Here is a 23,365-nt window from a genome sequence, read left to right on the forward strand (position 1 = left end):
GATACTCTGGCCGCCCCCGCTCAGCCGGTGGCCGCAGCAAGCGCCTGATCGAGATCGGCGATAAGATCTTCGGCGTCCTCCAGCCCGATGGAGAGCCGCACCACATCGGGACCGGCCCCGGCCGCGATCTGCTGATCCTCGGTCAGCTGGCGGTGGGTGGTCGAAGCCGAATGGATCACCAATGAGCGGGAATCGCCCAGATTGGCGACATGGCTGAACAGTTTCAGCGAATCGACCAGCTTCACCCCGGCCTCGTATCCGCCCTTGATCGTGAAGGTGAACAGCGACCCCGCCCCGTTCGGATAAAGCCGCTGCGCCGTCGCGTTCCAGGGCGAGCTTTCTAGACCGGCATAGGTCACCGAGGTCACGCGGTCGTCTTTCTCAAGCCAATCGGCGACATGTTTCGCATTGGCGACATGTTTCTCGATCCGCAGCGGCAGCGTCTCGATCCCCAGAAGCGTGTAATGCGCGGCTTGCGGGTTCATGGTCATCCCCAGATCGCGCAGACCGATGGCGATGCCGTGGAAGGTGAAGGCGAGATTCCCGAAGGTCTCGTGGAATTTCAGCCCGTGATAGGCCGGCTCGGGCTCTGACAGGGACGGGAACCGGCCCGAGGCGGACCAGTCGAATGTGCCGCTATCCACGACCACGCCGCCGGTCACCGTGCCGTTGCCGGTCATGAACTTGGTCAGGCTGTGCACGACCAGTGTCGCCCCCATCTCGATCGGGCGGCACAGATAGGGCGTCGCCAGGGTGTTGTCCACGATCAGCGGAATGCCGGCATTCTCGGCGATCTCGGCCATGGCCGGGATGTCGGTCACATAGCCGCCGGGATTCGAGATCGATTCGCAGAAGATCGCCTGGGTGTCGTCGTCGATCGCCGCGCGCACCGCCTCGGCATCGTCCAGATCGACGAATTTCGCTGACCAGCCGAAGCGCTTGATGGTCTGGCTGAACTGGGTCACCGTGCCGCCATAAAGCCGGGTCGAGGCGACGATGTTCTTGCCCGGCGCCATCAGCGGGAACAGCGCCAGGATCTGCGCGGCATGGCCGGAGGCGGTGCAGACCGCCCCTGCCCCGCCTTCGAGATCGGCAATGCGCGCCTGAAGCGCGCCGATGGTCGGGTTGGTCAGCCGTGAATAGATATAGCCGACCTCTTGCAGCCCGAACAGCCGCGCAGCGTGGTCGGCATCTTTGAAGACATAGGATGTTGTCTGGTAGATCGGCACCTGCCGCGCCCCGGTGGCCGGATCGGGCGGCGTGCCGGCATGGATGGCGCGCGTGTCGAAGCCCAGTGGATCGCTCATAACTCTTCCCCCTTGATCTGCCCGCAGCTTAGGGCGGGCTCTGCGTGGCGTGCAATGAAGAACTGCCCCGCATTCTCCGCATTGACCGCCCCCGCCACACCGCTTCCACGCCGCTTCCCGCCGACACCCAAAGCACAACCCGTACACAACCCGGCCCTGCGGCGCTTTCGCCCGCTTTCCAACGGCTTCCGCCACAGCTATGAGAGCGGGACGAAAGGAGACGCATCATGTCCGACCAGCCCCGCATCCGGCCCCAGCCCGGCATCATGGAGATCGCGCTGTATGAGGGCGGCGCCGCGCATGTGCAGGGGATGGATAACGTGGTGAAGCTGTCCTCCAACGAAAACCCGTTCGGCGCTTCGGAAAAAGCGCGCGAGGCGGTCGCCCGCGCCGCGCATCAGATGCACCGCTACCCGTCCACGGATCACCGCCCCTTGCGTGAGGCGATCGGGCGGGTGCACGGGCTGGACCCCGACCGGATCATCTGCGGTGTGGGCTCGGACGAGATCATTCATTTTCTGGCGCAGTGCTATGTCGGACCGGGCGACGAGGTCGTGTTCACCGAGCATGGTTTCCTGATGTATCGCATCTCGACCATGGCGGCGGGCGGCACGCCCGTTGCCGTGCCCGAACGCGACCGGGTCACCGATGTGGACGCGATACTGGCCGCCTGCACCGCGCGGACCAAGCTGGTCTTTGTCGCCAACCCGAACAATCCGACCGGGACGATGATCGGGCTGGATCAGCTTGAACGGCTGGCGAACGGACTGCCCGAAGGCGCGCTGTTGGTCATCGACGCCGCCTATGCGGAATATGTGACGGGCTACGATGGCGGGGCCGCGCTGGCCACGCGGCTGAGCAATGTTTTCATGACCCGGACCTTCTCGAAAATCTACGGGCTTGGCGGTCTCCGCGTCGGCTGGGGCTATGGCCCGCGCGAGATCATTGACGTGCTGAACCGCATCCGCGGGCCGTTCAACCTGTCAAACGTCGCGCTTGCCGGGGCAGAAGCGGCGATGAACGATCAGGATCACGTCACCCGCTCGCGCGAGGATAATGCACGGCTGCGCGACTGGCTGGCCGGAGCGCTGGCCGAGAAAGGCGTGCCGTCTGATACATCCTGCGCGAATTTCATCCTCGCCCGTTTCGCGGACGAGGCGGTCGCGGATGGCTGCGACGCAGCGCTGAAGGCCGAAGGGCTGATCGTGCGAAAGGTGGCCGGTTACGGGCTGCCGAACTGCCTGCGCATCACCGTGGGCGACGAACCCTCCTGCCGGCGCGTCGCCCATGTCATAGGCCGTTTCATGGCCGAAAGGGGTCAGGCATGAGCGTTATTTACGACAAGGTCGCCCTGATCGGGCTGGGTCTGATTGCCGGGTCGATCTCGCTGGCGGCGCGGCGCGCCGGGGCGGCGGGCCGGATCAGCGGCACGGCGCGTTCGGCCCGTTCGCGCTCGGCGGCGCGGTCGCTGCAGCTTTGCGACGATATCACCGACAATGCCGCTGCCGCCGTGCGCGATGCCGATCTGGTCGTGCTCTGCGTTCCGGTTGGCGCGATGGGCAAGGTCATGGCCGAGATCGGACCGCATCTGAAACAGGGCGCGGTGGTCACCGATGTCGGCTCGGTCAAGCAGGAGGTGATCGAACAGGTCACCCCGCATCTGCCCGCCCATGTCCATTTCATTCCGGGCCACCCGCTGGCGGGGACCGAACAATCCGGTCCCTATGCCGGTTTCGCCGAGCTGTTCGAGAATCGCTGGTGGCTGCTGACACCGCCCGAGGATGCCGATCCCGCAGAGGTGTCGCGGCTGCGGCGCTTCATCCGCGCCCTCGGCGCCAATGTCGAGGATATGGAGCCGGGGCACCACGATCTGGTGTTGGCCGTCACCAGCCATATCCCGCATCTCATCGCCTATACGATGGTGGGCGTCGCCGATCACCTGACGCGGGTGAAAGAAACCGAGATCATCAAATACTCCGCCGCCGGTTTTCGCGACTTTACCCGGATCGCGGCCTCTGATCCGACTATGTGGCGCGATGTGTTCCTGACCAACAAGGAACCGGTGCTGGATATTCTGGGCCGCTTCACCGAGGAGCTTTTCGTGCTGCAACGCGCCATCCGCATGGGGGACGGCGAGTATCTGCATGACTATTTCACCCATACCCGCGCCATCCGCCGGGGCATCATCGAAGCCGGTCAGGACACTGACGCACCCGATTTCGGCCGCAGCGCAAAGCCGCCCGCCGGAAAGGTCGATTGAGCCGGCGATCCAGACCGACCCTCGGGACGCTGTCACGCGAGAGGTCGCGACCCGATTTCACCCCGCCGCCGCTGCGCTGTCGCGGCGATGACGTCAAGGCGTCCGCGCCCCTGCCGGGCGGCACGGGACGCCAAGCGGGCGCTCGGCTAAGCGACACACTGGCGCCCTAAATCAGCCCGGCCTTGCGGAAATCCTCGGACACGTCGCGCTCGGGCCGTGCACCCACATGGCTGATGACCTCGGAGGCGGCCATCACACCCATGCGCCCGGCGGTTTCCAGATCCTGCCCGGTCGCCAGCCCATAGATCAGCCCGGCGGCAAACTGGTCGCCTGCCCCGGTCGCATCGACCGGCACGACGCGATGCACCGGCACCTCGACGCGCTTGCTGCCCTGAAACAGCAGAGCGGCATCGCCCGACCGCGTGCAGATCACCGTGTGACAATCGGCCGTCGCCAGGCGCAGCGCCTCATCGAGATTGGTCTGATACAGCGCCTCCCATTCATGGACGTTGCCGATCACGTAATCCATCTGCTCGGACACGAGCCGCCGGAAATCATCGCGATGGCGGTCCACGCAGAACGGATCGGACAGGGCGATCCCGGCCTGCCCCCCGGCCTTGTGACAGGCATCCGCGGCGGCCATGAAGGCGGCCTTGCCGGCTGGCTTGTCGTAAAGATACCCCTCAAGGAACAGCCATTTGCTGCCCGAGAATACCGCCTCGTCCACATCGTCCGAGCTGAGATTGGCCGATATCCCCAGATAGGTGTTCATCGACCGCTCGCCATCCGGCGTCACGAAGATGATCGAGCGCGAGGTGGGCAGAGCGCCGCCCGACACCGGCTCATTCACGAAACGCGTCCCCTCTTCCTCGGTCTGAGCCGCGTAGGAACGCCCGAGCTCGTCATCCGCGACGCGCCCGATAAAGGCCGTATTCAGCCCCAGCCGTCCGATCCCGGCCAGCGTGTTGGCGACAGAACCGCCCGGCACCAGCCGCGCACTGCCGCGCTTGGCCTGCTGCGCCAGCAGGAACTCCGAGCGGTCACGCTCGACCAACTGCATGATCCCCTTCTCGACCTCCATTTCGGCCAGGTCGGCATCCTCGGTCGAGGCAATCACGTCGATAATGGCGTTGCCGATGCCGATCACGTCAAAAGCGGTCATGCGGTCTTCTCCTCATAGGGGCAGAGATCTTCGATGGGACAGATCCCGCAGCGTGGGCGGCGGGCCTGACAGATATAGCGGCCATGCAGGATGAGCCAGTGATGCGCATTCTGCTGGAACGGGGCGGGAACGTTGTCCTCGATCGCGCGCTCGACAGCATCGACATCGCGGCCCGGCGCGATGCGGGTGCGGTTGCCGACGCGGAAGATATGGGTGTCCACCGCTTGTGCGGGATGGCCGAAGATGCAGTTCAGTACGACATTGGCGGTCTTGCGCCCGACGCCGGGCAGGCTCATCAGCGCGGCGCGGCTGGCCGGCACCTCGCCGCCGTAATCATCTACGAGGATCTGCGAGAGCTTCATCACGTTCTTCGCCTTCTGGCGGAACAGCCCGATGGTCTTGATATGCTCGGTCAGACCGTCAAGGCCGAGATCCATCATCTGTTGCGGGGTCTCGACCTCAGCGAACAGGCTTTCGGTCGCGCGGTTGACCCCGGCATCGGTCGCCTGCGCCGACAGCGCCACCGCGACCACGAGCTGATAGGCGTTGCGATGGTTCAGCTCTGTCAGCGGCGCCGGATTGGCGTCACGCAGCCGCGAGAATATCGCGACCTGCTGCGCATAGGGCAATGGGGCGGGCAGACGGGCCATTTGCGGTCTTTGCCCCGGCTCTGCCCGCAGTTCAAGCCAAGATCACCTTTCCGCATACCCCAGACGGGGATCATTTCATGCTTATGTGATTAAAATTCAGCCGGATACGGGGGGATCGCCTAGGAAAGCACCGGAACCTGTGTCACGATGCCGGCGTTTACAGGTCAAGCCGTGCCGCTTGAGGCACAAGAGCATAAGCGAACGAAACGAAAGGCAGAATGATGAAAATGCGTGTTTCCCTTCTTCTGGGCACTGTCGGCGCGATGGCGCTTGGGGCCTGCACCAATCCTGACGGGACCATGGTCGGCAGCAATCTCAGCAAGACCCAGCAGGGCGCGCTGATCGGTGCCGCCGCCGGTGCAGCTTACGGCGCGCAGCGTGACGATGACAGCAACAATGAAGGCGACGATATCGTCAAGGGCGCCGTGCTGGGCGCGGCAGCCGGCGCGGTTGCCGGCAATATCCTTGAGCGTCAGGAACAGGCGCTGCGTCAGGTCATGACCACGCCGGGCGTGCAGATCATCAATCGCGGCGACTATCTGCAGGTCGTTCTGCCCTCGGGTCTGCTGTTCGCATCGGACAGCGCGGCGGTTTCCGGCCAGGCGCAGAACGATCTTTACGGTCTGGCGCAGAACCTCCAGCAATACCCGAATAGCCGGGTCGAGATCTACGGCCACACCGATTCGACCGCGTCGGAGGCCTATAACCAGGACCTCTCGCAGCGTCGCGCCCAGTCGGTGGGCGGCATTCTCAGCGCCGCTGGCGTGAACAGCGCGCGCCTGTCGATGGTGGGCCGCGGCGAAAGCCAGCCGATCGCCTCGAACCAGACCGAAGAGGGCAAGGCGCAGAACCGCCGGGTCGAGATCCTGATCCGCCCGACGCGCTGATCGCGGCGAAACACAGCAGAGCCGAAGGCCGGGCCATGCGCCCGGCCTTTCTGTTGGCGCTGGGCGGCCCGCGCAAAGTCTGCTTGAAGCCGGGTTATGCCTGATGCTCAATTCGGTCATCAGGGCCAGACCGCTATCGGCCGCCATATCCGTGGCGCGGATTCCGCGCGAGTGAGGAGACCCATGCAGACGATTTTCGAAAGCTTCATCGCCTCGGTCGAGGCGCATCCCGAAAAGCCGCTTTTCGAACGGCCCGGCCAGTCGGCCATCAGCTATGCCGAGGCGCGCGAACTGGTGCATCGGTTCGCCACCGTGCTGAGCGACATCGGCGTCACGCCCGGCGATCGTGTCGCGGTGCAGACCGACAAAAGCCCCGAGACGATCTGCCTTTATCTGGCGACGCTTCAGCTTGGCGGGGTCTATCTGCCGCTCAACACCGCCTATACCGGGCCCGAGATCGACTATTTCATCGGCGACGCCTCTCCGCGGCTCTTCGTCTGCACGCCGGCCACGCTGGCCGATCACGAGAAGCGCGAGACCGACACGCTGCGCGTCGAAAGCCTCGGTGCCTCGGGCGACGGCGCTCTGATGGAGATGGCCGGCGAGGCTGCGCCGATGACCGATCATGTGCCGCGTGGCGAAGACGATCCTGCTGCGATCCTTTACACCTCGGGCACCACGGGCCGCTCGAAAGGCGCGGTGCTGACGCACGGCAATCTCTCGTCCAACGCGGCGGCGCTGCTGGAAAGCTGGCGCTACACCGGCCAGGACCGGCTGATCCACGCCCTGCCGATCTTCCATATTCACGGGTTGTTCGTCGCCGCGAACATGACGCTGGCCGCCGGTGCCACGATGATCTGGCTGACAAAATTCGACGCCGAGCAGATCATCGAGCTGATGCCCGATGCGACCGTGCTGATGGGCGTGCCGACCTTCTACACGCGGCTGCTGCAATCGGAACGGCTCACCCGCGAGGCGGCCGCGAGTATGCGGCTCTTCGTATCGGGTTCGGCGCCGCTGCTGGCCGAGGATCACAGCCGCTTCGAAGAGCGCACGGGCCACGCGATCCTGGAACGCTATGGCATGACCGAGACGGGCATGATCACGACGAACCCCTATGACGGCAAGCGCATCCCCGGTGCGGTCGGTATGCCGCTGCCGGGGATCGACTTACGCGTGACCGACCGGGAAAGCGGCGCGATTCTGCCGGATGGCGAGATCGGCGCCATCGAGTTGCGCGGTCCGAATGTGTTTCAGGGTTACTGGCAGATGCCAGAAAAGACCGCCTCCGAGTTCCGCGATGACGGGTTCTTCATCACCGGCGATCTCGGACAGATTGGCGAAGACGGCTATTTGCGCATCGTCGGGCGCGACAAGGATCTGGTCATCTCGGGCGGCTACAACGTCTATCCGAAGGAGATCGAGGCGCTCATCGACGAGCTGCCCGGCGTGGTCGAAAGTGCCGTGATCGGCCTGCCCCATGCCGATCTGGGCGAGGCCGTGACCGCCGTGGTCGTGCCCCGCCCCGATGCCTCGCTGGACGAGGCCGGGATCATCGACGCCATCGGGGACAGGCTGGCGAGGTTCAAGCAGCCCCGGAAGATCGTCTTCGTCGACGAACTGCCGCGCAATGTGATGGGCAAAGTCCAGAAGGCCGAGCTTCGCAAACGCTACGCGAAGCTTTACGGCTGAGCCACGGCGCGCCCCACAGCTAAACATGTGACAAAGGCCCGGTGCAGTGACAGCAGCCGGGCCTTGATTGTCTGTTCGGAACGCAGAAGCCGCTTAATGCAGACGCTGCGAGACCTCGTCGATCGAGGAATCGATCCCGGCGCTCAGCTGGGCGCTGCTCCCCTGTTCGCGGAGGATCTGGCTCGCCGCGGCGATGGCGGTCTGCACGGCGCGGTCGCGGACGGCGCGCACGGCTTCGTTCTCGGCCGAGGCGATCTGATCCTCGGCGCCCTTCAATCGACGCTGGATCGAGGTCTCGAGATCGGCCTTCGCCTTGTCGGCCTGCGCGATGGCCTCGCGCTTGGCATTGGCGACGATCTCATCGGCCTGGCCCTGCACCTCGCGCTGACGCCGCTCGTAGGACGCATAGAGCTCCTGTGCTTCCTCGCGCAGCTTCCGGGCCTCTTCCAGATCGGCACGGATACCCTCGGCGCGCTTGTCCAGAAGGCCGCCGACAATCTGCGGCACCTTGAAGTAGATCAGGATGCCGATGAACACCAGAAAGGCGATGGTGACGATGAAATCGGTGTTCCGCAGGCTGAAGAACGGCCCCGTGGCTGCGAGCGCCGGGGTCGCGGACAGCGACATGAGAATGGCGAGTTTCTTCATCACACAGCCCCTTTCAGACGGGCATCGACGGCGGCGTCGATGGCAGCGTCGTCGACCTTGCCGCCGAAACGGCGCACCAGCTCGGCGGTAACCTCGCGGGCGACTTCGCGCGCATCGGTCGCAGCGGATTCGCGGATCGCGCCGACGCGCTTTTCCGATTCCGCGCTGCGGGCGGCGATTTCGGCATCTGCCTTGGCGATGGCGTCATCCAGTTCCTTCTGGATATCGGCCTTCTGCGCGGCGATGATCTCTCCGGCTTCGGAACGCGCATCGGCAAGCGCCTTGTCATAGGCTCCCTCGGCGTCCTTGGCCTTTTTCTTGTATTCCTCGGCCTGCATCAGATCGCCGGTGATGACGCCCTGACGATCGGTGATGACCGACCCGATCCGCGGCAGCGCGACCTTGGACAGCACCCAGTAGAGCACGCCAAGCGTCACCAGCAGCCAGAAGATCAGGTTGCCGAAATATTCCGGGTTGAGCTGCGGCATGCCGCCGGATTCCGCTGCCTCGGCAGCATAGCCGTTGACGGCGACCGCATGATCGGCACCTTCGACCACGACGATGCCGGGTTCGGCAGCGTGTTCCGCAGCCGCGGCAGCAGCCTCGGAATTCGCGGCCTCCGCGTGGGTTCCGGTTTCAACGGCCGTCTCGGCCGCTTGTTGCAACAGGCTGAACATGTCTTACCTCTGGCCGTTCAAGTTACAATCGGGCGGGGACGCGCGGCCCCCGACCCAACCGCAAGGATGGCAGGGATCAGACTGCGAACAGCAGCAGCAGCGCGACCAGGAACGAGAAGATGCCAAGGGCTTCGGCGAAGGCCATGCCGATGAACAGCGTCGCGGTCTGCGATGCGGCAGCCGACGGGTTGCGCAGCGCGCCCGACAGATAATTGCCGGCAACATTGCCCACACCGATGGCGGCGCCCGCCATACCGATGCATGCGAGACCCGCGCCCAGATACTGACCCAGTTGTTCCATGTTACTTGCTCCTTGAGGCTTTATGGAATGGAAGGATGGATGAACCCGACCCGTGCCCGTCAGTGCGACGGATGCAGCGCGTCTTTCAGATAGACGCAGGTCAGGATGGTGAAGACATAGGCCTGGATGATGCAGACCAGCACCTCCAGAGCGTAGACGCCGACGATGCCCAGGATGGCCAGCGGCGCGATCCAGAGAATGGCGGCGAAGGCGGCGAAGACCTTGATGACGGCGTGACCGGCCATGACGTTGCCCGCCAGTCGGATGGAATGGCTGACCGGGCGCACGAAATACGAGATCAGCTCGATCACGGCCAGCACCGGACGCAGGGCCAGCGGCGCGGACTTGACCCAGAAGAGTTCGAGGAAATGCATTCCGTTCTTGACGAAACCCAGAACCGTCACGCCGATGAACACGAACAGAGCCAGCACCGCCGTGACAGCGATATGCGAGGTGGTCGAGAAGCTTTTCGGGATCAGCGCCAGATAATTGGCAAAGACGATGAAGCTGAACAGCGTCATCACATAGGGGAAATATTTCAGCCCCTCCTTGCCGCAGATATCCTCGAGCATCTTGTAGACCATGCCATAGGTCATCTCGGCAATGGACTGGACGCGGCTGGGGATCACCGCCCGACCGCGCGTGCCGAAAACCAGCAGCGCGATGATCGCCAGCAGGGTGATGCCGAACCACATCGTGGCGTTGGTCGGGGTGTACCAGTGCACCGCCCCGTCGCCAAAAAGCGGCGTGACTTCGAACTGCTCCATCGGGTGGAAAGCAAGGCCGGTTTCAGCTTCCGTTTCCGTCGCCACGTGCGTCATCCCTCGTCTGCGGCAGGTCGCCCTGCATGTTCTTCGCAGCCCGTCGCTGCATTTCTTCGGCGGTGCCCAGCATCACCTTGATGCCGGCGGCCAACCCCGCGAGCAGGAACAGGACCAGAAAGATCGGCATCGTGCCGAAATAACTGTCCAGCCCGTAGCCGATGGCAAACCCGATCCCCAGGCCCGACACCAGTTCGATCACCATACGCCAGGCCGAGTCGGCATGATTGATGGTCATCTGCGTCCGCGAGAGCGGCTTCGGGGCGCTCGCCTTTGCCAGCCGCTCTTCCAGTCGCCGGAGCCGTTCGGCATTTTCGGCGCTGTCGTCGCGTACGGGCAAGTTTCACACCCCTGTTATCGTCGCGGCGGTGATAGGGGCCGGGGCCGTCCGAGTCAAGCAGAACGGAATTCCTCATAAGACACTGAAAAGACGTGAGGTTATAAAACACGATTTGCCGCTCTTGCGGTTGCGCCGCGCGGTGCACTGCCTCATAATTCAACCGCTGAGTTGAGCATCACGGACGATAAGACCCCATGACAGACCCCGATCAGCGGTTGGATCAGATCTTCGCGGCGCTCGCGGACCGCACGCGGCGGCGGATCCTCGGGATGCTGCTCGAAGACGACATGGCCGTGAGCGATGTCGCCGCACCTTTCCAGGTCAGCCTCGCGGCGGTGTCGAAACATCTCGCTGTGCTTGCCGCCGCCGGGCTGATCCGGCAGGAACGCCGGGGCCGCATCAACTGGTGCCAGATCGACCCGGACGGGTTGCGCCGCGCCTCGATCTGGATGCAGGGTTTCGGACAGTTCGACCCGGTGGATCTCGACGAGTTCGAGCGGTTCCTCGCCACCGCGCTCGCCCCTGAAGAGTCAGGGGACGCGACGCCCGAAAACCATAACCAGTGAGTGATCCATGTTTCCCAGATCAGCGACCGCAGCCCTCACCGCCCTCGCATTGGGCGTCGCCAGCCCCGCAAGCTCGGCGGCGACGAATATCGATGACACCGCCTGCGAGCCCGGCGCGCGCCTGATCTTTCCCCGGTCGAGAGCATTGGAGATCATGGCGTATCGCGCTTATGTCTTCGACACGAAGATAAGCGGCGCCGATCTCGGCGATGTTCCCGACGAAAGTCGCGACGTTTTCGAAAGCCTGGCCACCGAGAGAGAAGCCGAGTATCGCGAGATACTCGATGCTCTGGAGACGCTGCCGCGAGCGGAAAAAGACGCCACGCTGCTGACCCGTCTTCATGATCACCTGACGGGCGAGCGGCCGCTTATGCTCGTGACGACGATAGTGGACCAGCGTTTTTTGGAGCTTTACCTGACAGCTCTCGACGATAACGGGTTGAAGGCGCAAGCCGGGATCATGCGCGACGCGCTTGGGCTTTATGGTCCGGGGGCACGAGATCCGCATAAGCGCGAAGCGATACTCTGGCGCGCGGGCAAAGCGCTAGACGAGCGGCTGAACGCAGCGCTCGCGCGGCTTGAAGTCAAGCTGGCGCCGCTTGTGCCCCAGATCCAGCAGAAAGCGATGGCGCTCGCGGACGCGAATTTCCCGGACGAGGTCGATGAGATCGCGGCGACGGTCGATGACGAAACCAAGCTCGACTGGCTGGTTTCGAAGATCTTTCAATGCACCTCGCCGACAGATCTGAAAGATCTAAAGAATCCCTTCACCGACCTGCCCCAGCCGCAGCGGGACCTGGTTCTCATGCGGCTCTTCATGGATGAGGCAATGAATGGCGGCGTGCACCAGTATTTCTTCAACAGCACCGGAGACACCGCCCCGGCGCTGATCGAGGTATTGGAGCGTCGCGGATTGCCGGAACACGCCCGAACCATTGCTGAGGCGATGGAGATCTTCGGGTCCCCCTACCCGCGCCAGAACCAACAGCGCCGCAGAGTGATGGCGATGTTCACCGGCGAGCAGGACGAGTTCCTGCACGACCTGACCTATATCGCCGATGATGGCGAGATCATCACTGCCATGATTGAGATCGCCAAATCGTCGGGCCTGCTGGCCGAGCTGACGGGCGCGCGTTGACAGCGCGCCCGTCCCTGCTCAGCTCGGTTTGAAACGCGGCGTTTCCAGCGGCGTGGCGTCGGGGCTGAAATAGCCGAACATCTGCTCGAGCACCGCAAGAGCGGCTTTGGGGTCGGCTTTCTTCGTTTCGGTCGCTTTCGGGCTGTTCATGGTCGAACCCTCGTCTTGTGGTTCCTCCCAATGCGCCAAATATAATGCCGCGCCGCAGCATTTCCAACTGCGACGCGGCGTGATCTGCGGAATTTTCGCCTCAGACGATGCGATCGACCAGCATATGCTTGATTTCGGCGATGGCCTTCGCCGGGTTCAGCCCTTTCGGGCAGGTGTTGGTGCAGTTCATGATCGTGTGGCAGCGATAGAGCTTGAAGGGATCCTCAAGCGCATCCAGACGCTCTGCCGTGGCCTCGTCGCGGCTGTCGATGATCCAGCGATATGCCGCCAGCAACGTCGCCGGACCAAGATATTTGTCGCCGTTCCACCAATAGCTCGGACAGGCCGTTGAGCAGGAGGCGCACATAATGCACTCATAAAGCCCGTCCAGCTTCTTGCGGTCCTCGATAGACTGCTTCCACTCCTTGCCCGGCGTGGGCGACTTGGTGATGAGATAAGGGTTGATCGAGGCATGCTGCGCATAGAAATGCGTCAGATCCGGGATCAGATCCTTGACCACCGCCATATGCGGCAGCGGGTAAATGTTCACGTCGCCCTTGATCTCGTCCATGCCATAGATGCAGGCCAGATGGTTGCCGCCATCGATATTCATCGCGCAGGAACCGCAGATCCCCTCGCGGCAGGAGCGCCGGAAGGACAGCGTCGGGTCGATCTCGGACTTGATCTTGATCAGCGCGTCCAGAACCATCGGGCCGCATTTGTCGAGATCGACGAAATAGGTATCGACGCGCGGGTTCTCTCCGCTATCGGGGTCCCAGCGATAGATCTTGAACTTGCGCAGATTGGTCGCGCCCTCAGGCTTGGGCCAGGTCTTGCCGACCCGGATCTTGCTGTTCTTGGGCAGGGTTAACTCGACCATATCAGGCTCCTTTCTTCTGGGTCATGCGACCTGGAAGGCGTCGAAATATTGACCGGCAACGGGCCGGAAGGACGGGACGGACAGCATCGCCGCCCCGCCGCTAGCGCCCGGTCCAGCCGGGCTGATCGTAAAGCGGGCGCGACGGCGGCACCCCGCCCGAGCGGCGCTGCACGCAGCGATTATAAACCTCGGCGGGGTCGCGCCCCATGATGTAGTCGGACGAGACCGAAACCTCGAAGCGGCCGAACGTGTCCAGCCCGTCGCCATCCGTCCCGACCCCCACACGCGCCTCGCCCCGCGGCCCGGTGGCAGCGCGGGCGTCGTCAAGACAGGCCCGCTCTGCATCGGCCAACGGCAGGGGTCCGCAGGCGGCGAGCGCCAGCGATCCGGCCGCAAGGGCGAGAAGCGCGGCGCCTTTCATCAGGCCGTCGCCGCAACCTTGGCAATGCACTGCGTCGCCGCAGGGCGCTGCACGACCACCGCGACCGACGATGCGGCGGCAGAGCTGTCATTCACCCCACGCTGCGCGATGTCGGACAGCTCGGCCATCGAGGCATTGGTCATCACGCAATCGGTATAGGGCCCGACATTGCGGCCCGGCAGCCGCTTCGCCATCTCGCGGTTGACCACTTCGCGCGCGACCGAACGGGTCGAGCTGTCCAGCGTGTTGCTGGGCGGCTGCGCGGCGGCGGGCGGCGGGGGATTGACCACGGGCGCGGTCGGCGCGGTGGTGCTGACAGGTGCCACACAGCCGGCCAGAGCCAGCGACAGGGCGCCAAGGGACAGGATAAGACGCATCAGTAAACCCTTTTCTTCGGTGCAATCTTCTTCAGATCGATGCCACCTTCGTCTTCTTTCGTTAACGGATCAAGATGGACAGGGCGGTAGTCCAGCTTCACATCCGCGCCATCGACCCAGGCGAGGCTGTGCTTGCGCCAGGTTTCATCGTCGCGTTCCGGATAATCCTCATGGGCATGAGCACCGCGCGATTCCTTGCGCGCCTCGGCCGCAACGATGGTCGCCATGGCGTTCGGCATGAGATTGGTCAGCTCCAGCGTCTCCATCAGGTCGGTATTCCAGATGAGCCCGCGATCGGTGACATGGATATCGTCCAGCTTGGCGGCGATTTCCTTCATTCTCTCAACACCTTCCGCGAGCGTCTTGTCGGTTCGGAAGACGGCAGCATCCTGCTGCATGGTGCGCTGCATCTCGCCGCGCAGTTCCGCGGTCGGGGTGCCGCCATCGGCGTTGCGGATACGGTCGAACCGGTCGAGGATCGCATCCACAGCGGCCTCGTTCGTGGCCGGGATCGCGCTGCCGCGATCCACCACCTCGCCAGCGCGGATCGCCGCAGCGCGCCCGAACACCACAAGGTCGATGAGCGAATTCGAGCCGAGCCGGTTCGCGCCATGCACCGAGGCGCAGCCCGCCTCGCCCACGGCCATAAGCCCGGGGAAGACCTGATCGGGATGTTCCTCGGTCGGATTCAGCACCTCGCCCCAGTAATTCGTGGGGATGCCGCCCATATTGTAATGCACGGTCGGCAGGACCGGGATCGGTTCGCGCGTCACGTCGACGCCAGCGAAGATCTTGGCCGATTCCGAGATCCCCGGCAGGCGCTCGGCCAGCGTTTCGGGTTCCAGATGCATCAGGTTGAGGAAGATATGATCGCCTTCCTCTCCGACGCCCCTGCCCTCACGGATCTCCATGGTCATGCAGCGCGAGACCACGTCGCGCGAGGCCAGATCCTTGTAGGTCGGTGCATAACGCTCCATGAAGCGCTCGCCTTCGGAGTTGGTCAGGTAACCGCCCTCGCCGCGCGCGCCTTCGGTGATCAGACAGCCCGAGCCATAGATGCCGGTCGGGTGGAACTGCACGAACTCCATATCCTGAAGCGGCAGACCGGCGCGGGCGACCATGCCGCCGCCATCGCCGGTGCAGGTATGGGCCGAGGTGGCGCTGAAATAGGCGCGGCCGTAACCGCCAGTGGCCAGCACCACCATCTTGGCGTTGAAGACATGCATGGTGCCGTCATCCAGCTTCCATGCCACCACGCCGGTGCATTTGCCATCGGTGATGACCAGATCGAGCGCGAAATACTCGATGAAGAACTCGGCATTCTCTTTCAGCGACTGGCCGTAAAGCGTGTGCAGGATCGCGTGCCCCGTCCGGTCGGCGGCGGCGCAGGTGCGCTGCACGGGCGGGCCCTCGCCGAACTCGGTGGTGTGGCCGCCGAAGGGGCGCTGATAGATCTTGCCCTCTTCGGTGCGCGAGAACGGCACGCCGTAATGTTCCAGCTCATAGACCGCCTTGGGGGCCTCGCGTGCCAGATATTCCATCGCGTCGGTATCGCCGAGCCAGTCCGAGCCCTTGACCGTGTCATACATATGCCACTGCCAGCTGTCGGGGCCCATATTGGACAGCGAGGCTGCAATCCCACCCTGCGCGGCCACGGTATGCGACCGGGTCGGGAACACTTTCGAGATACAGGCCGTGCGCAGCCCCTGCTCGGCCATGCCGAGCGTCGCCCTCAGACCCGCGCCGCCCGCGCCCACCACGACCACGTCATAATCATGGACCTCATAGGGATATTTCCGCTCGGCCGCCGCGTTGGCTTGCTGTTCGTTCTTTTCTTCCGGCATGGCGTCCTCAGATCGTGGCTGTGGCGAGCATCACGCGCGCCAGGGCGAAGAGTGTGATGGCAATGACCGCCCAACCGAAGATCGCGGCGGAGATCAACGCCACCTTGCGCGCGGTGTGATCGAAATAATCGTCGATCATGATCCGCGTGCCCTTGATGAAATGCAGCATGCCCAGCGTCATGAAGATGGCGATGACGATCGCGGGATAAGGGCGGCTCAGATAGGCGAGGATATCGGCGCGCTCGGGTATCTGAAGTGCGGTGCCGATGACCATCAGAAAGGACGGGGTCAGCACGGCCAGAGCGACCGAGCTGACGGTCATCCACCAGTGATGCTGCGTGCCGGTATGCGAGGCCCCGTGCCCCACGGCGGATTTGCGGGCGGTGACATAGCGCATGGCTTTCCCCTCAGACATAGTACAGCACCAGGCTCAGCAGGGTCAGCACGACCGACGCGATGGCGATGGCAATGCTGGATTTGCGCGCCTCCTCGATCTCGAGCCCGATGCCGGCATCATAGAAGAAATGCCGGATCCCAGCGAGAAAGTGGAACCACAGCGCCCAGGTCGAGGCGACCAGAACGAGCCAGCCGAACCAGCTCCGCGTCAGCGAGTTTGCGGTGTCCCAGAGCCCGCCGCCGGCCGCCGCGCCGAGCAACCAGAACGCGATCAGCAGCAGCCCCGCAACCATGGCGTGACCCGTCACCCGGTTCAGGATCGAGGAAATTGCGGCGGGCGGCAGGCGATATACCTGCAAATGCGGTGAGAGCGGCCGGTTGCCCCGGTTCACGTCAGCCATGTCTTCCCCCTTCGATCTCTTGCGGGCCCGCGGCGGGCGCCTGCACGGCGCGGGCTGGCTGGTTTGGCTCTGTCATACGGTTTTTTTCGCCCCTGTCACGGTGGGTTGTCCAGTGCCGTGACGAAATATCGCAAATAACGCCGCTTTGTGATCACGGCCGCCGAGGGCGTGATCACATTCATATCACTGTCTCCCAAGCTTCATTTCCGGGTCATATTCCGCCTCGATTTCCTTGGTGACGGCCTGCCCGCAGCGCATCACCCCGCGCGCCGAATCGAACGCCATGCTGGGCGGCCCGTGCAGCGCCCAGCCCTGCGCCAGAGCGGCGCTGACCTTGTGGCAGAAGGCGGATGTGTCATCCTCGGTAAGCAGGCGATAGAGTGTGGTCATGTCAGGCTCCGAACGGGTTATAGCCCAGCCAGGCATGGATCATCCCGACCACGCCGAACACCACGAGCGCGCCGATCACCGCCATGCCGTCCTTGCGGATCGGCACGTCATGGGCGGGCGCCTGCCAATGGGGATCGGCGCGGTTGATCACCATGATTTCAACGATCGCCCAAAGCAGCAGCCCGCCAAACAGCACCAGCGAGACCATGTCGCCATTCACCAGCAGATGCGCGACAGCCCAGAGCGAAAATCCGATAAGCTGCGGATGACGCAGCCTGCCCGTTAGCCCGGTTTTCATCCCGGCCGCGGCAAAAAGGTAGAACGCCACCAGCACCAGCAGATTGTTGATGCCTTTCATCATCGGCGACGGGCCCCACCAGACCGCCCCCGTCGGCGCAATGCGATAGCCCCAGATCATCAGCAGCACCGAAAAGATCAGCGCCGCAGTGACCGCGTTCTTACCGGATTTTCCCATCCCGGCGCGGGCCTCGGGGGCGAGTCGTTTGAACAGATGCGCCGCCCACCACAGGGCGAGGCCGAGCAAGAGGATGAACATCTGGCGTCTCCAGCTTGATGCGAGCTTGCCGCAACTCTGGCATCAATTCGCGCGCGCAGCAATCATCGCCCGGCGCGGCGATTGCACGCAGTCGCAGGAGAGATGTTACAGCGGCGCGCTCAGCTCAGCAGCGGCTTACTGTTGCGCAGATGCCGCGCGGCGAGCTTTCGTCCGCGCCGCCCCGGCACCAGCAGCCGCGCAGGCGGATGATCGGCATCGTCAACCAGCAGTTCGGGAAACAGCGCCTCAAGCTCGGCCCGCGCCCCCGGTCCGACAGAGCGCAGAGCCTCCGGTCCGGTGAACAGCGACTCTGTGGCTGCACCGTTGGAGATCAGGATCTCGTGACGGGCCAGCATGAAGTGATAATAGCGAACCGAGCCGAGATCGTTGTCAATCGCAATCCCGTCAATCCCTACAAGCTGCTTGGCGGCAACCAGCACCTCACGCGCGCCGAACATGCGCTGCGCGATGGCGGAACGGACGAGAACGCGATGCTGCGGGCTGACCAGCAGGTCGCGCGACGGCTGACCCTGCCCGAGCGAGCCGGCGCCGATGCGGATCGGGCGCAGCTTTGGCGCTGCTTCGAGTTCCTGCGCGGAAAGCGCGCGGCAGCCTATCCACTGCACCGGCTGAAACCCGTTATCGCGCGTTGCGATCAGCGTGCCGCGCGAAAGCTCTTCGACCGGCACCGGGCCCGCCTGGGTCTCGATCAGCGTCCCGGCCGCAAAGCAGATCACGGCATCGTCAGGCGTGGTCGGGCCGCTTGTGACGTTGCCCTCGTAGTCGATCAGGACAGAATCGCCGCCACCGCCCGGATTCAGGTTGGTCGTCGTGAATCCATCAGCCGCACCGCCCACGAGCTCTCGCGGCCCGTTTCTCAGAACGCCATAAGCATCCAGAGAGGTGTTGGCCCCACCCGGATCGACACGAGTCAGCGCAACGTAATTCGCCTCGTCGGAGCGGGTGCTGTCGCCGCCATTGATCAATTTCTGCTGCGAACCGGCACCACTGATCGTATAAATCGTCCAGCCAGGATTATCCGGGTCCGGCTCTCCGGTCAGCCTGCCCAGATTGACCTCGCCATTTTGAAGGTTCGAGTCCGTCGCAAGCGTTGTGTGCAACCGCCCGTTGGCCTGGTAAAAGGAGACAACCAGATCGCTCGGGTCTTCATCCGGCCCGACCGCGATCTCGACATATTCCGGCGGCGCGACGCCAGTGCGATAATTGATTTCGGAAATGAACGCTGCCAAAAATACTCCTTACGCCTTTCGGGCGTGGTCACTCGTAACAATTATACGGCTTTGCGCGTATAGCAGAAACTTTAGAACGCGAAGCTTGCCGCGCCTACCCATATCAGGCGGATCGAAATCATTAACAACATCCAGCTTATCAATTTGTAAAATAATTCCTGGGGGATGATGCGCAGAAGCCTCACGCCCAGCACCACGCCGATCAGCCCAGGAATGCAAAGCAGCGCCGAGATACGCAAATTCCCCGGATTGATCTGACCGAGCGCCGCGTAGGGGACCAGCTTCGCCAGGTTTACGATTGCAAAGAAGAACGTCGTCGTCCCTGCATAGGCGCGGCTGCTCAGCCGCAACGGCTGCACATAGACCTGATAGGGCGGCGCGCCGGAATGGCTGACAAAGCTGGTATAGCCGGACACCGCACCCCAGAAGCTGCCAGCGCCCCAACGCGGTGTCTTCCGGCCAGAGACCCGGGGCCGGATCAGCGCGTTCAGCGCAAACGACAGCCCGATCAGCCCGACGATCAGCATGATTGCCGCATCATTCACCAGATGCGCGGTCGCCCAGCCAAGCCCGATCCCGGCAATTGCACCGGGCAGCAGCGTGCGCATCACCCGCCAGTCGAAACTGCGGCGAAAGGCGATCAGCCCGCCCATATCGGACACCACATAGACCGGCAGCATGATCCCCGCCGCCAGCACCGGGGACATGGTCAGCGACATCAGCGGCACCGCTGTCATGCCGACCATGCTCAACCCGCCCTTGGCCATGCCGACGGCCAACGCGCCGATAATCGCAAGTGCCCAGGATGTTTGCGTTAACTCCACCGCTCCGTCCCGCCTTGACCGAATCGCGCCTTGAAAGCATTCCGGCGAGGGTCTAACCCATGCCACGACCAAATGACCAATTTCCCGGAGGAAAACATGGCTCGTCCCAAAATCGCCCTGATCGGTGCCGGTCAGATCGGCGGAACGCTCGCCCATCTGGCGGCGATGAAGGAACTCGGAGACGTCGTGCTGTTCGACATCGCCGAGGGCATCCCCGAGGGCAAGGCGCTCGACATCGCCGAATCCGGCCCGGCCGAGGGCTTTGACGCGACGCTGAAGGGAACCAGCGACTATGCCGATATCGCCGGAGCCGATGTCTGCATCGTCACCGCAGGCGTGCCGCGCAAGCCGGGCATGTCGCGCGACGACCTGCTGGGGATCAACCTCAAAGTGATGAAATCGGTTGGCGAGGGCATCAAGACCCACGCGCCGAACGCCTTCGTCATCTGTATCACCAACCCGCTCGATGCGATGGTCTGGGCGCTGCAGAAATACAGCGGTCTGCCCGCGGAAAAGGTCTGCGGCATGGCCGGCGTGCTGGATTCGGCGCGCTTCCGCCATTTCCTGAGCCTTGAATTCAACGTGTCGATGCGTGACGTATCGGCCTTCGTTCTGGGCGGACACGGCGACACGATGGTGCCGCTGGCGCGTTATTCGACCGTCGCCGGTATCCCGCTGCCGGATCTGGTCAAGATGGGCTGGACCACGCAGGAAAAGCTGGACGCGATCGTTCAGCGCACCCGTGACGGCGGCGCCGAGATCGTCGGGCTGCTGAAGACCGGCTCGGCTTTCTACGCGCCCGCCACCTCGGCGATCGAGATGGCCGAGGCCTATCTGAAGGATCAGCGTCGCGTCCTGCCCTGCGCCGCGCATGTGGACGGTGCCTATGGGCTGAAAGGGCTTTATGTCGGCGTCCCGGCGGTGATCGGTGCAGGCGGGATCGAGCGGGTCATCGACATCAAGCTGAACAAGGATGAGCAATCCATGTTCGACAAATCGGTCGACGCCGTCAAAGGTCTGGTCAGCGCGTGCAAGGAGATCGATTCTTCGCTGGGCTGATCGCCATGCTTTGACACGAATGCGAAATGCCGGCGCCGAAACGCGCCGGCATTTTTTGTCGCGCGTGCCGGAAACCGCCCCGCCGCCGCCCTCGGGTTGATGCTGCAACGCCGCATTCAGGCAGTTTGTGATCACATGATTTCTGGGCGTGATCACAACACGCGGTTTTTGGCCCGGCCGCCACAAAACCGCACGAAAAGAGGTTCATCCCCTGTTTCGATTGTGTCACAACTCCCCTCAAACCGTATCAACCCGAGGTTTGCCATGAACATCCATGAATATCAGGCCAAGTCGCTGCTGCGCGATTATGGTGTACCGGTCAGCGACGGGCGTGTCGTCACCCGTGCCGAGGACGCCAAGCGCGCCGCATCCGAGCTCGATGGCCCTCTCTGGGTGGTCAAGGCGCAGATCCATGCCGGCGGGCGCGGCAAGGGCTCGTTCAAGGAATCCGGCGCGGGCGACAAGGGCGGCGTGCGTCTGGCCAAATCGACCTCGGAAGCCGAGGAAATGACCCGCCAGATGCTGGGCCGCACGCTGGTCACGCACCAGACCGGAGAGGCCGGCAAGCAGGTCAACCGCATCTATATCGAAGACGGATCGGATATCGAGACCGAGCTTTATCTGGCCCTGCTGGTCGACCGTCAGACCAGTCGCGTCAGCTTCGTCGCCTCGACCGAGGGCGGGATGGATATCGAGGAAGTCGCCGCCTCGACCCCGGAAAAGATCGTCAGCTTCAGCGTCGATCCGGCCTCGGGCCTGTCGGATTTCCACGGCCGCCGCGTGGCCTTCGCGCTGGGCCTCAAAGGCCAGCAGGTCAAGCAATGCGTGAAGCTGGTCAAGGATCTGTATCGTCTCTTCATCGAGAAAGACATGGAGATGCTGGAGATCAACCCGCTGATCGTCACCACCGACGGCAACCTGAAAGCGCTCGATGCCAAGATGGGTTTCGACAATAACGCGCTGTATCGCCATGACGACATCTTCGCGCTGCGCGACGAAACCGAGGAAGACCCCAAGGAACTCGCCGCGTCGAAATACGACCTGAACTATATCGCGCTTGACGGTGAGATTGGCTGCATGGTCAATGGCGCCGGGCTGGCGATGGCCACCATGGACATTATCAAGCTTTATGGCGCGGAGCCGGCGAACTTTCTGGATGTGGGCGGCGGCGCCACCAAGGAAAAGGTGACCGAGGCGTTCAAGATCATCACCTCGGATGAAAACGTCAAAGGCATCCTCGTGAACATCTTCGGCGGCATCATGCGCTGCGACATCATCGCGGAAGGCATTGTCGCCGCCGTGAAAGAGGTCGGGCTGAAAGTGCCGCTGGTGGTGCGTCTGGAAGGCACCAATGTCGAGAAGGGCAAGGAAATCATCAACAACTCAGGTCTCGACGTCATCGCCGCGGACGATCTGAAGGACGGCGCCGAGAAAATCGTTAAAGCGGTGAAAGGATAATCACCAATGGCCATTCTCGTAGACAAGAACACCAAAGTCATCACCCAGGGCATCACCGGCTCTCAGGGGACGTTCCACACCGAACAGGCCATCGATTACGGCACGAAGGTCGTCGGCGGCGTGACGCCGGGCAAGGGCGGGACAGATCACCTGAACCTGCCGGTTTTCAACTCGGTTCATGAGGCGGTGGAAAAGACCGGTGCCACGGCATCGGCGATCTATGTGCCCCCGCCCTTCGCGGCGGATTCGATCCTCGAAGCCATCGATGCTCAGGTGCCTCTGATCGTGGCCATCACCGAAGGCATTCCGGTGCTGGACATGATGCGCGTCAAGCGGGCACTGGAAGGCAGCGCCAGCCGCCTGATCGGTCCGAATTGCCCCGGCATCATGACGCCCGACGAATGCAAGATCGGCATCATGCCGGGTTCGATCTTTAAGCGCGGCAGCGTCGGGGTGGTCTCGCGTTCCGGCACGCTGACCTATGAGGCGGTGAAGCAGACCTCTGATGTCGGTCTGGGCCAGTCCTCGGCGGTCGGCATCGGCGGCGATCCGATTAAGGGGATGGAACATATCGACGTGCTGCAGATGTTCCTCGACGATGACGAAACCGAGTCGATCATCATGATCGGGGAAATCGGTGGCACCGCCGAGGAAGAGGCCGCCGAGTTCCTTGCCGAGCAGAAGAAGAAAGGCAAGTGGAAGCCCACCGCCGGCTTCATCGCCGGCCGCACCGCGCCTCCGGGCCGCCGCATGGGCCATGCCGGCGCCATCGTTTCGGGCGGCAAGGGCGACGCGGAATCCAAGATCGAAGCCATGAAGCAGGCCGGGATCGTCGTCGCCGACAGCCCCGCCGGTCTCGGTGAGGCCGTGCTGAAGGCGATCAAGGGCTGATGATTTGACAGGCCGCATC

28 protein-coding genes are annotated in these 23,365 nt (G+C 63.4%); 9 read left to right on the top strand and 19 right to left on the bottom strand.

The window, feature by feature from the left end:
• Positions 1 to 20 precede the first annotated feature (20 nt).
• Complete coding sequence (locus PAF18_RS07455) at positions 21 to 1,307, bottom strand: O-acetylhomoserine aminocarboxypropyltransferase/cysteine synthase family protein (RefSeq protein WP_271117965.1); 1,287 nt, start codon at positions 1,305 to 1,307, stop codon at positions 21 to 23.
• Positions 1,308 to 1,534: 227 nt separating this feature from the next.
• On the opposite strand from PAF18_RS07455, the gene hisC reads away from it, so the two are divergent.
• Positions 1,535 to 2,635 (top strand): histidinol-phosphate transaminase, encoded by a 1,101-nt coding sequence (gene hisC / locus PAF18_RS07460; protein ID WP_271117966.1) that lies wholly within the window; start codon positions 1,535 to 1,537, stop codon positions 2,633 to 2,635.
• Entirely contained in the window at positions 2,632 to 3,567 is a 936-nt protein-coding gene (locus PAF18_RS07465; RefSeq protein ID WP_271117967.1) for a prephenate/arogenate dehydrogenase family protein, read from the top strand. The genes hisC and PAF18_RS07465 overlap by 4 nt, the downstream gene beginning before the upstream one ends.
• Before the next feature lie 166 nt (positions 3,568 to 3,733).
• Here PAF18_RS07465 and PAF18_RS07470 read toward each other — a convergent pair whose 3' ends face one another.
• Together PAF18_RS07470 and nth are read right to left on the bottom strand one after the other, a co-directional pair.
• Positions 3,734 to 4,729: an adenosine kinase gene (locus tag PAF18_RS07470; RefSeq protein WP_271117968.1), complete on the bottom strand. Its 996-nt coding sequence runs from the start codon at positions 4,727 to 4,729 to the stop codon at positions 3,734 to 3,736.
• A complete protein-coding gene (gene nth / locus PAF18_RS07475) occupies positions 4,726 to 5,379 on the bottom strand; it encodes an endonuclease III (RefSeq protein ID WP_271117969.1) in 654 nt (217 codons plus the stop codon). The genes PAF18_RS07470 and nth overlap by 4 nt, the downstream gene beginning before the upstream one ends.
• 221 nt (positions 5,380 to 5,600) lie before the next feature.
• On the opposite strand from nth, the gene PAF18_RS07480 reads away from it, so the two are divergent.
• Positions 5,601 to 6,266, top strand: a complete 666-nt coding sequence (locus PAF18_RS07480) for a YiaD family glycine zipper/OmpA-like lipoprotein (protein WP_271117970.1) — start codon at positions 5,601 to 5,603, stop codon at positions 6,264 to 6,266.
• A gap of 183 nt (positions 6,267 to 6,449) precedes the next feature.
• Entirely contained in the window at positions 6,450 to 7,958 is a 1,509-nt protein-coding gene (locus PAF18_RS07485; protein ID WP_271117971.1) for a malonate--CoA ligase, read from the top strand.
• Positions 7,959 to 8,051: 93 nt separating this feature from the next.
• Here PAF18_RS07485 and PAF18_RS07490 read toward each other — a convergent pair whose 3' ends face one another.
• The 5 genes from PAF18_RS07490 to PAF18_RS07510 all read right to left on the bottom strand — a co-directional run bounded on the left by PAF18_RS07490 (position 8,052) and on the right by PAF18_RS07510 (position 10,745).
• The gene (locus PAF18_RS07490; protein WP_271117972.1) at positions 8,052 to 8,606 is read right to left on the bottom strand and encodes a F0F1 ATP synthase subunit B; all 555 of its coding nucleotides are present in this window, start codon (positions 8,604 to 8,606) and stop codon (positions 8,052 to 8,054) included.
• Positions 8,606 to 9,283, bottom strand: a complete 678-nt coding sequence (locus PAF18_RS07495; protein WP_271117973.1) for a F0F1 ATP synthase subunit B' — start codon at positions 9,281 to 9,283, stop codon at positions 8,606 to 8,608. Before PAF18_RS07495 ends, PAF18_RS07490 begins: the two co-directional genes overlap by 1 nt.
• A 76-nt stretch (positions 9,284 to 9,359) precedes the next feature.
• Positions 9,360 to 9,584: a F0F1 ATP synthase subunit C gene (locus tag PAF18_RS07500; RefSeq protein WP_090522652.1), complete on the bottom strand. Its 225-nt coding sequence runs from the start codon at positions 9,582 to 9,584 to the stop codon at positions 9,360 to 9,362.
• 59 nt (positions 9,585 to 9,643) lie between these two features.
• On the bottom strand, positions 9,644 to 10,396 hold the full coding sequence (locus PAF18_RS07505) for a F0F1 ATP synthase subunit A (protein WP_271117974.1): 753 nt from the start codon (positions 10,394 to 10,396) through the stop codon (positions 9,644 to 9,646).
• Complete coding sequence (locus PAF18_RS07510) at positions 10,374 to 10,745, bottom strand: AtpZ/AtpI family protein (protein ID WP_271117975.1); 372 nt, start codon at positions 10,743 to 10,745, stop codon at positions 10,374 to 10,376. The genes PAF18_RS07505 and PAF18_RS07510 overlap by 23 nt, the downstream gene beginning before the upstream one ends.
• A gap of 194 nt (positions 10,746 to 10,939) precedes the next feature.
• On the opposite strand from PAF18_RS07510, the gene PAF18_RS07515 reads away from it, so the two are divergent.
• Together PAF18_RS07515 and PAF18_RS07520 are read left to right on the top strand one after the other, a co-directional pair.
• Positions 10,940 to 11,311 carry an ArsR/SmtB family transcription factor gene (locus PAF18_RS07515; RefSeq protein WP_271117976.1) on the top strand — a complete coding sequence of 124 codons (372 nt, stop codon included), beginning with the start codon at positions 10,940 to 10,942 and terminating at the stop codon, positions 11,309 to 11,311.
• A 7-nt stretch (positions 11,312 to 11,318) separates the two neighbouring features.
• Positions 11,319 to 12,449, top strand: coding sequence for a DMP19 family protein (locus tag PAF18_RS07520; RefSeq protein WP_271117977.1), 1,131 nt, complete (start codon positions 11,319 to 11,321; stop codon positions 12,447 to 12,449).
• A gap of 18 nt (positions 12,450 to 12,467) precedes the next feature.
• Here the strand turns inward: PAF18_RS07520 and PAF18_RS07525 are convergent, their stop codons facing one another.
• The 11 genes from PAF18_RS07525 to PAF18_RS07575 all read right to left on the bottom strand — a co-directional run bounded on the left by PAF18_RS07525 (position 12,468) and on the right by PAF18_RS07575 (position 19,893).
• On the bottom strand, positions 12,468 to 12,599 hold the full coding sequence (locus tag PAF18_RS07525; RefSeq protein WP_271117978.1) for a hypothetical protein: 132 nt from the start codon (positions 12,597 to 12,599) through the stop codon (positions 12,468 to 12,470).
• Between the two features lie 100 nt (positions 12,600 to 12,699).
• Complete coding sequence (locus tag PAF18_RS07530; RefSeq protein WP_271117979.1) at positions 12,700 to 13,479, bottom strand: succinate dehydrogenase iron-sulfur subunit; 780 nt, start codon at positions 13,477 to 13,479, stop codon at positions 12,700 to 12,702.
• Between the two features lie 100 nt (positions 13,480 to 13,579).
• Positions 13,580 to 13,900 (bottom strand): hypothetical protein, encoded by a 321-nt coding sequence (locus PAF18_RS07535; RefSeq protein ID WP_271117980.1) that lies wholly within the window; start codon positions 13,898 to 13,900, stop codon positions 13,580 to 13,582.
• On the bottom strand, positions 13,900 to 14,277 hold the full coding sequence (locus PAF18_RS07540) for a hypothetical protein (RefSeq protein WP_271117981.1): 378 nt from the start codon (positions 14,275 to 14,277) through the stop codon (positions 13,900 to 13,902). The genes PAF18_RS07535 and PAF18_RS07540 overlap by 1 nt, the downstream gene beginning before the upstream one ends.
• Positions 14,277 to 16,121 (bottom strand): succinate dehydrogenase flavoprotein subunit, encoded by a 1,845-nt coding sequence (gene sdhA, locus PAF18_RS07545; protein WP_271117982.1) that lies wholly within the window; start codon positions 16,119 to 16,121, stop codon positions 14,277 to 14,279. The genes PAF18_RS07540 and sdhA overlap by 1 nt, the downstream gene beginning before the upstream one ends.
• Positions 16,122 to 16,128: 7 nt before the next feature.
• Complete coding sequence (locus PAF18_RS07550) at positions 16,129 to 16,518, bottom strand: succinate dehydrogenase, hydrophobic membrane anchor protein (RefSeq protein WP_271117983.1); 390 nt, start codon at positions 16,516 to 16,518, stop codon at positions 16,129 to 16,131.
• 10 nt (positions 16,519 to 16,528) lie between these two features.
• On the bottom strand, positions 16,529 to 16,918 hold the full coding sequence (gene sdhC / locus PAF18_RS07555; RefSeq protein WP_271117984.1) for a succinate dehydrogenase, cytochrome b556 subunit: 390 nt from the start codon (positions 16,916 to 16,918) through the stop codon (positions 16,529 to 16,531).
• A gap of 183 nt (positions 16,919 to 17,101) precedes the next feature.
• Positions 17,102 to 17,308, bottom strand: a complete 207-nt coding sequence (locus PAF18_RS07560; protein WP_271117985.1) for a DUF1737 domain-containing protein — start codon at positions 17,306 to 17,308, stop codon at positions 17,102 to 17,104.
• 1 nt (position 17,309) lies between these two features.
• Positions 17,310 to 17,864 carry an NnrU family protein gene (locus PAF18_RS07565; protein WP_271117986.1) on the bottom strand — a complete coding sequence of 185 codons (555 nt, stop codon included), beginning with the start codon at positions 17,862 to 17,864 and terminating at the stop codon, positions 17,310 to 17,312.
• A gap of 119 nt (positions 17,865 to 17,983) precedes the next feature.
• Positions 17,984 to 19,114 (bottom strand): Hint domain-containing protein, encoded by a 1,131-nt coding sequence (locus PAF18_RS07570; protein ID WP_271117987.1) that lies wholly within the window; start codon positions 19,112 to 19,114, stop codon positions 17,984 to 17,986.
• Positions 19,115 to 19,185: 71 nt separating this feature from the next.
• Entirely contained in the window at positions 19,186 to 19,893 is a 708-nt protein-coding gene (locus PAF18_RS07575) for a sulfite exporter TauE/SafE family protein (RefSeq protein ID WP_271117988.1), read from the bottom strand.
• Positions 19,894 to 20,034: 141 nt separating this feature from the next.
• On the opposite strand from PAF18_RS07575, the gene mdh reads away from it, so the two are divergent.
• From mdh to sucD, 3 genes are all read left to right on the top strand, one after another.
• Complete coding sequence (gene mdh / locus PAF18_RS07580; RefSeq protein WP_271117989.1) at positions 20,035 to 20,997, top strand: malate dehydrogenase; 963 nt, start codon at positions 20,035 to 20,037, stop codon at positions 20,995 to 20,997.
• Between the two features lie 264 nt (positions 20,998 to 21,261).
• The gene (gene sucC, locus PAF18_RS07585) at positions 21,262 to 22,455 is read left to right on the top strand and encodes an ADP-forming succinate--CoA ligase subunit beta (RefSeq protein WP_271117990.1); all 1,194 of its coding nucleotides are present in this window, start codon (positions 21,262 to 21,264) and stop codon (positions 22,453 to 22,455) included.
• Between the two features lie 6 nt (positions 22,456 to 22,461).
• Entirely contained in the window at positions 22,462 to 23,346 is an 885-nt protein-coding gene (gene sucD, locus PAF18_RS07590; protein ID WP_271117991.1) for a succinate--CoA ligase subunit alpha, read from the top strand.
• Positions 23,347 to 23,365 lie beyond the last annotated feature (19 nt).

The organism is Paracoccus sediminicola, from assembly GCF_027912835.1.
Classification (GTDB): domain Bacteria; phylum Pseudomonadota; class Alphaproteobacteria; order Rhodobacterales; family Rhodobacteraceae; genus Paracoccus; species Paracoccus sediminicola.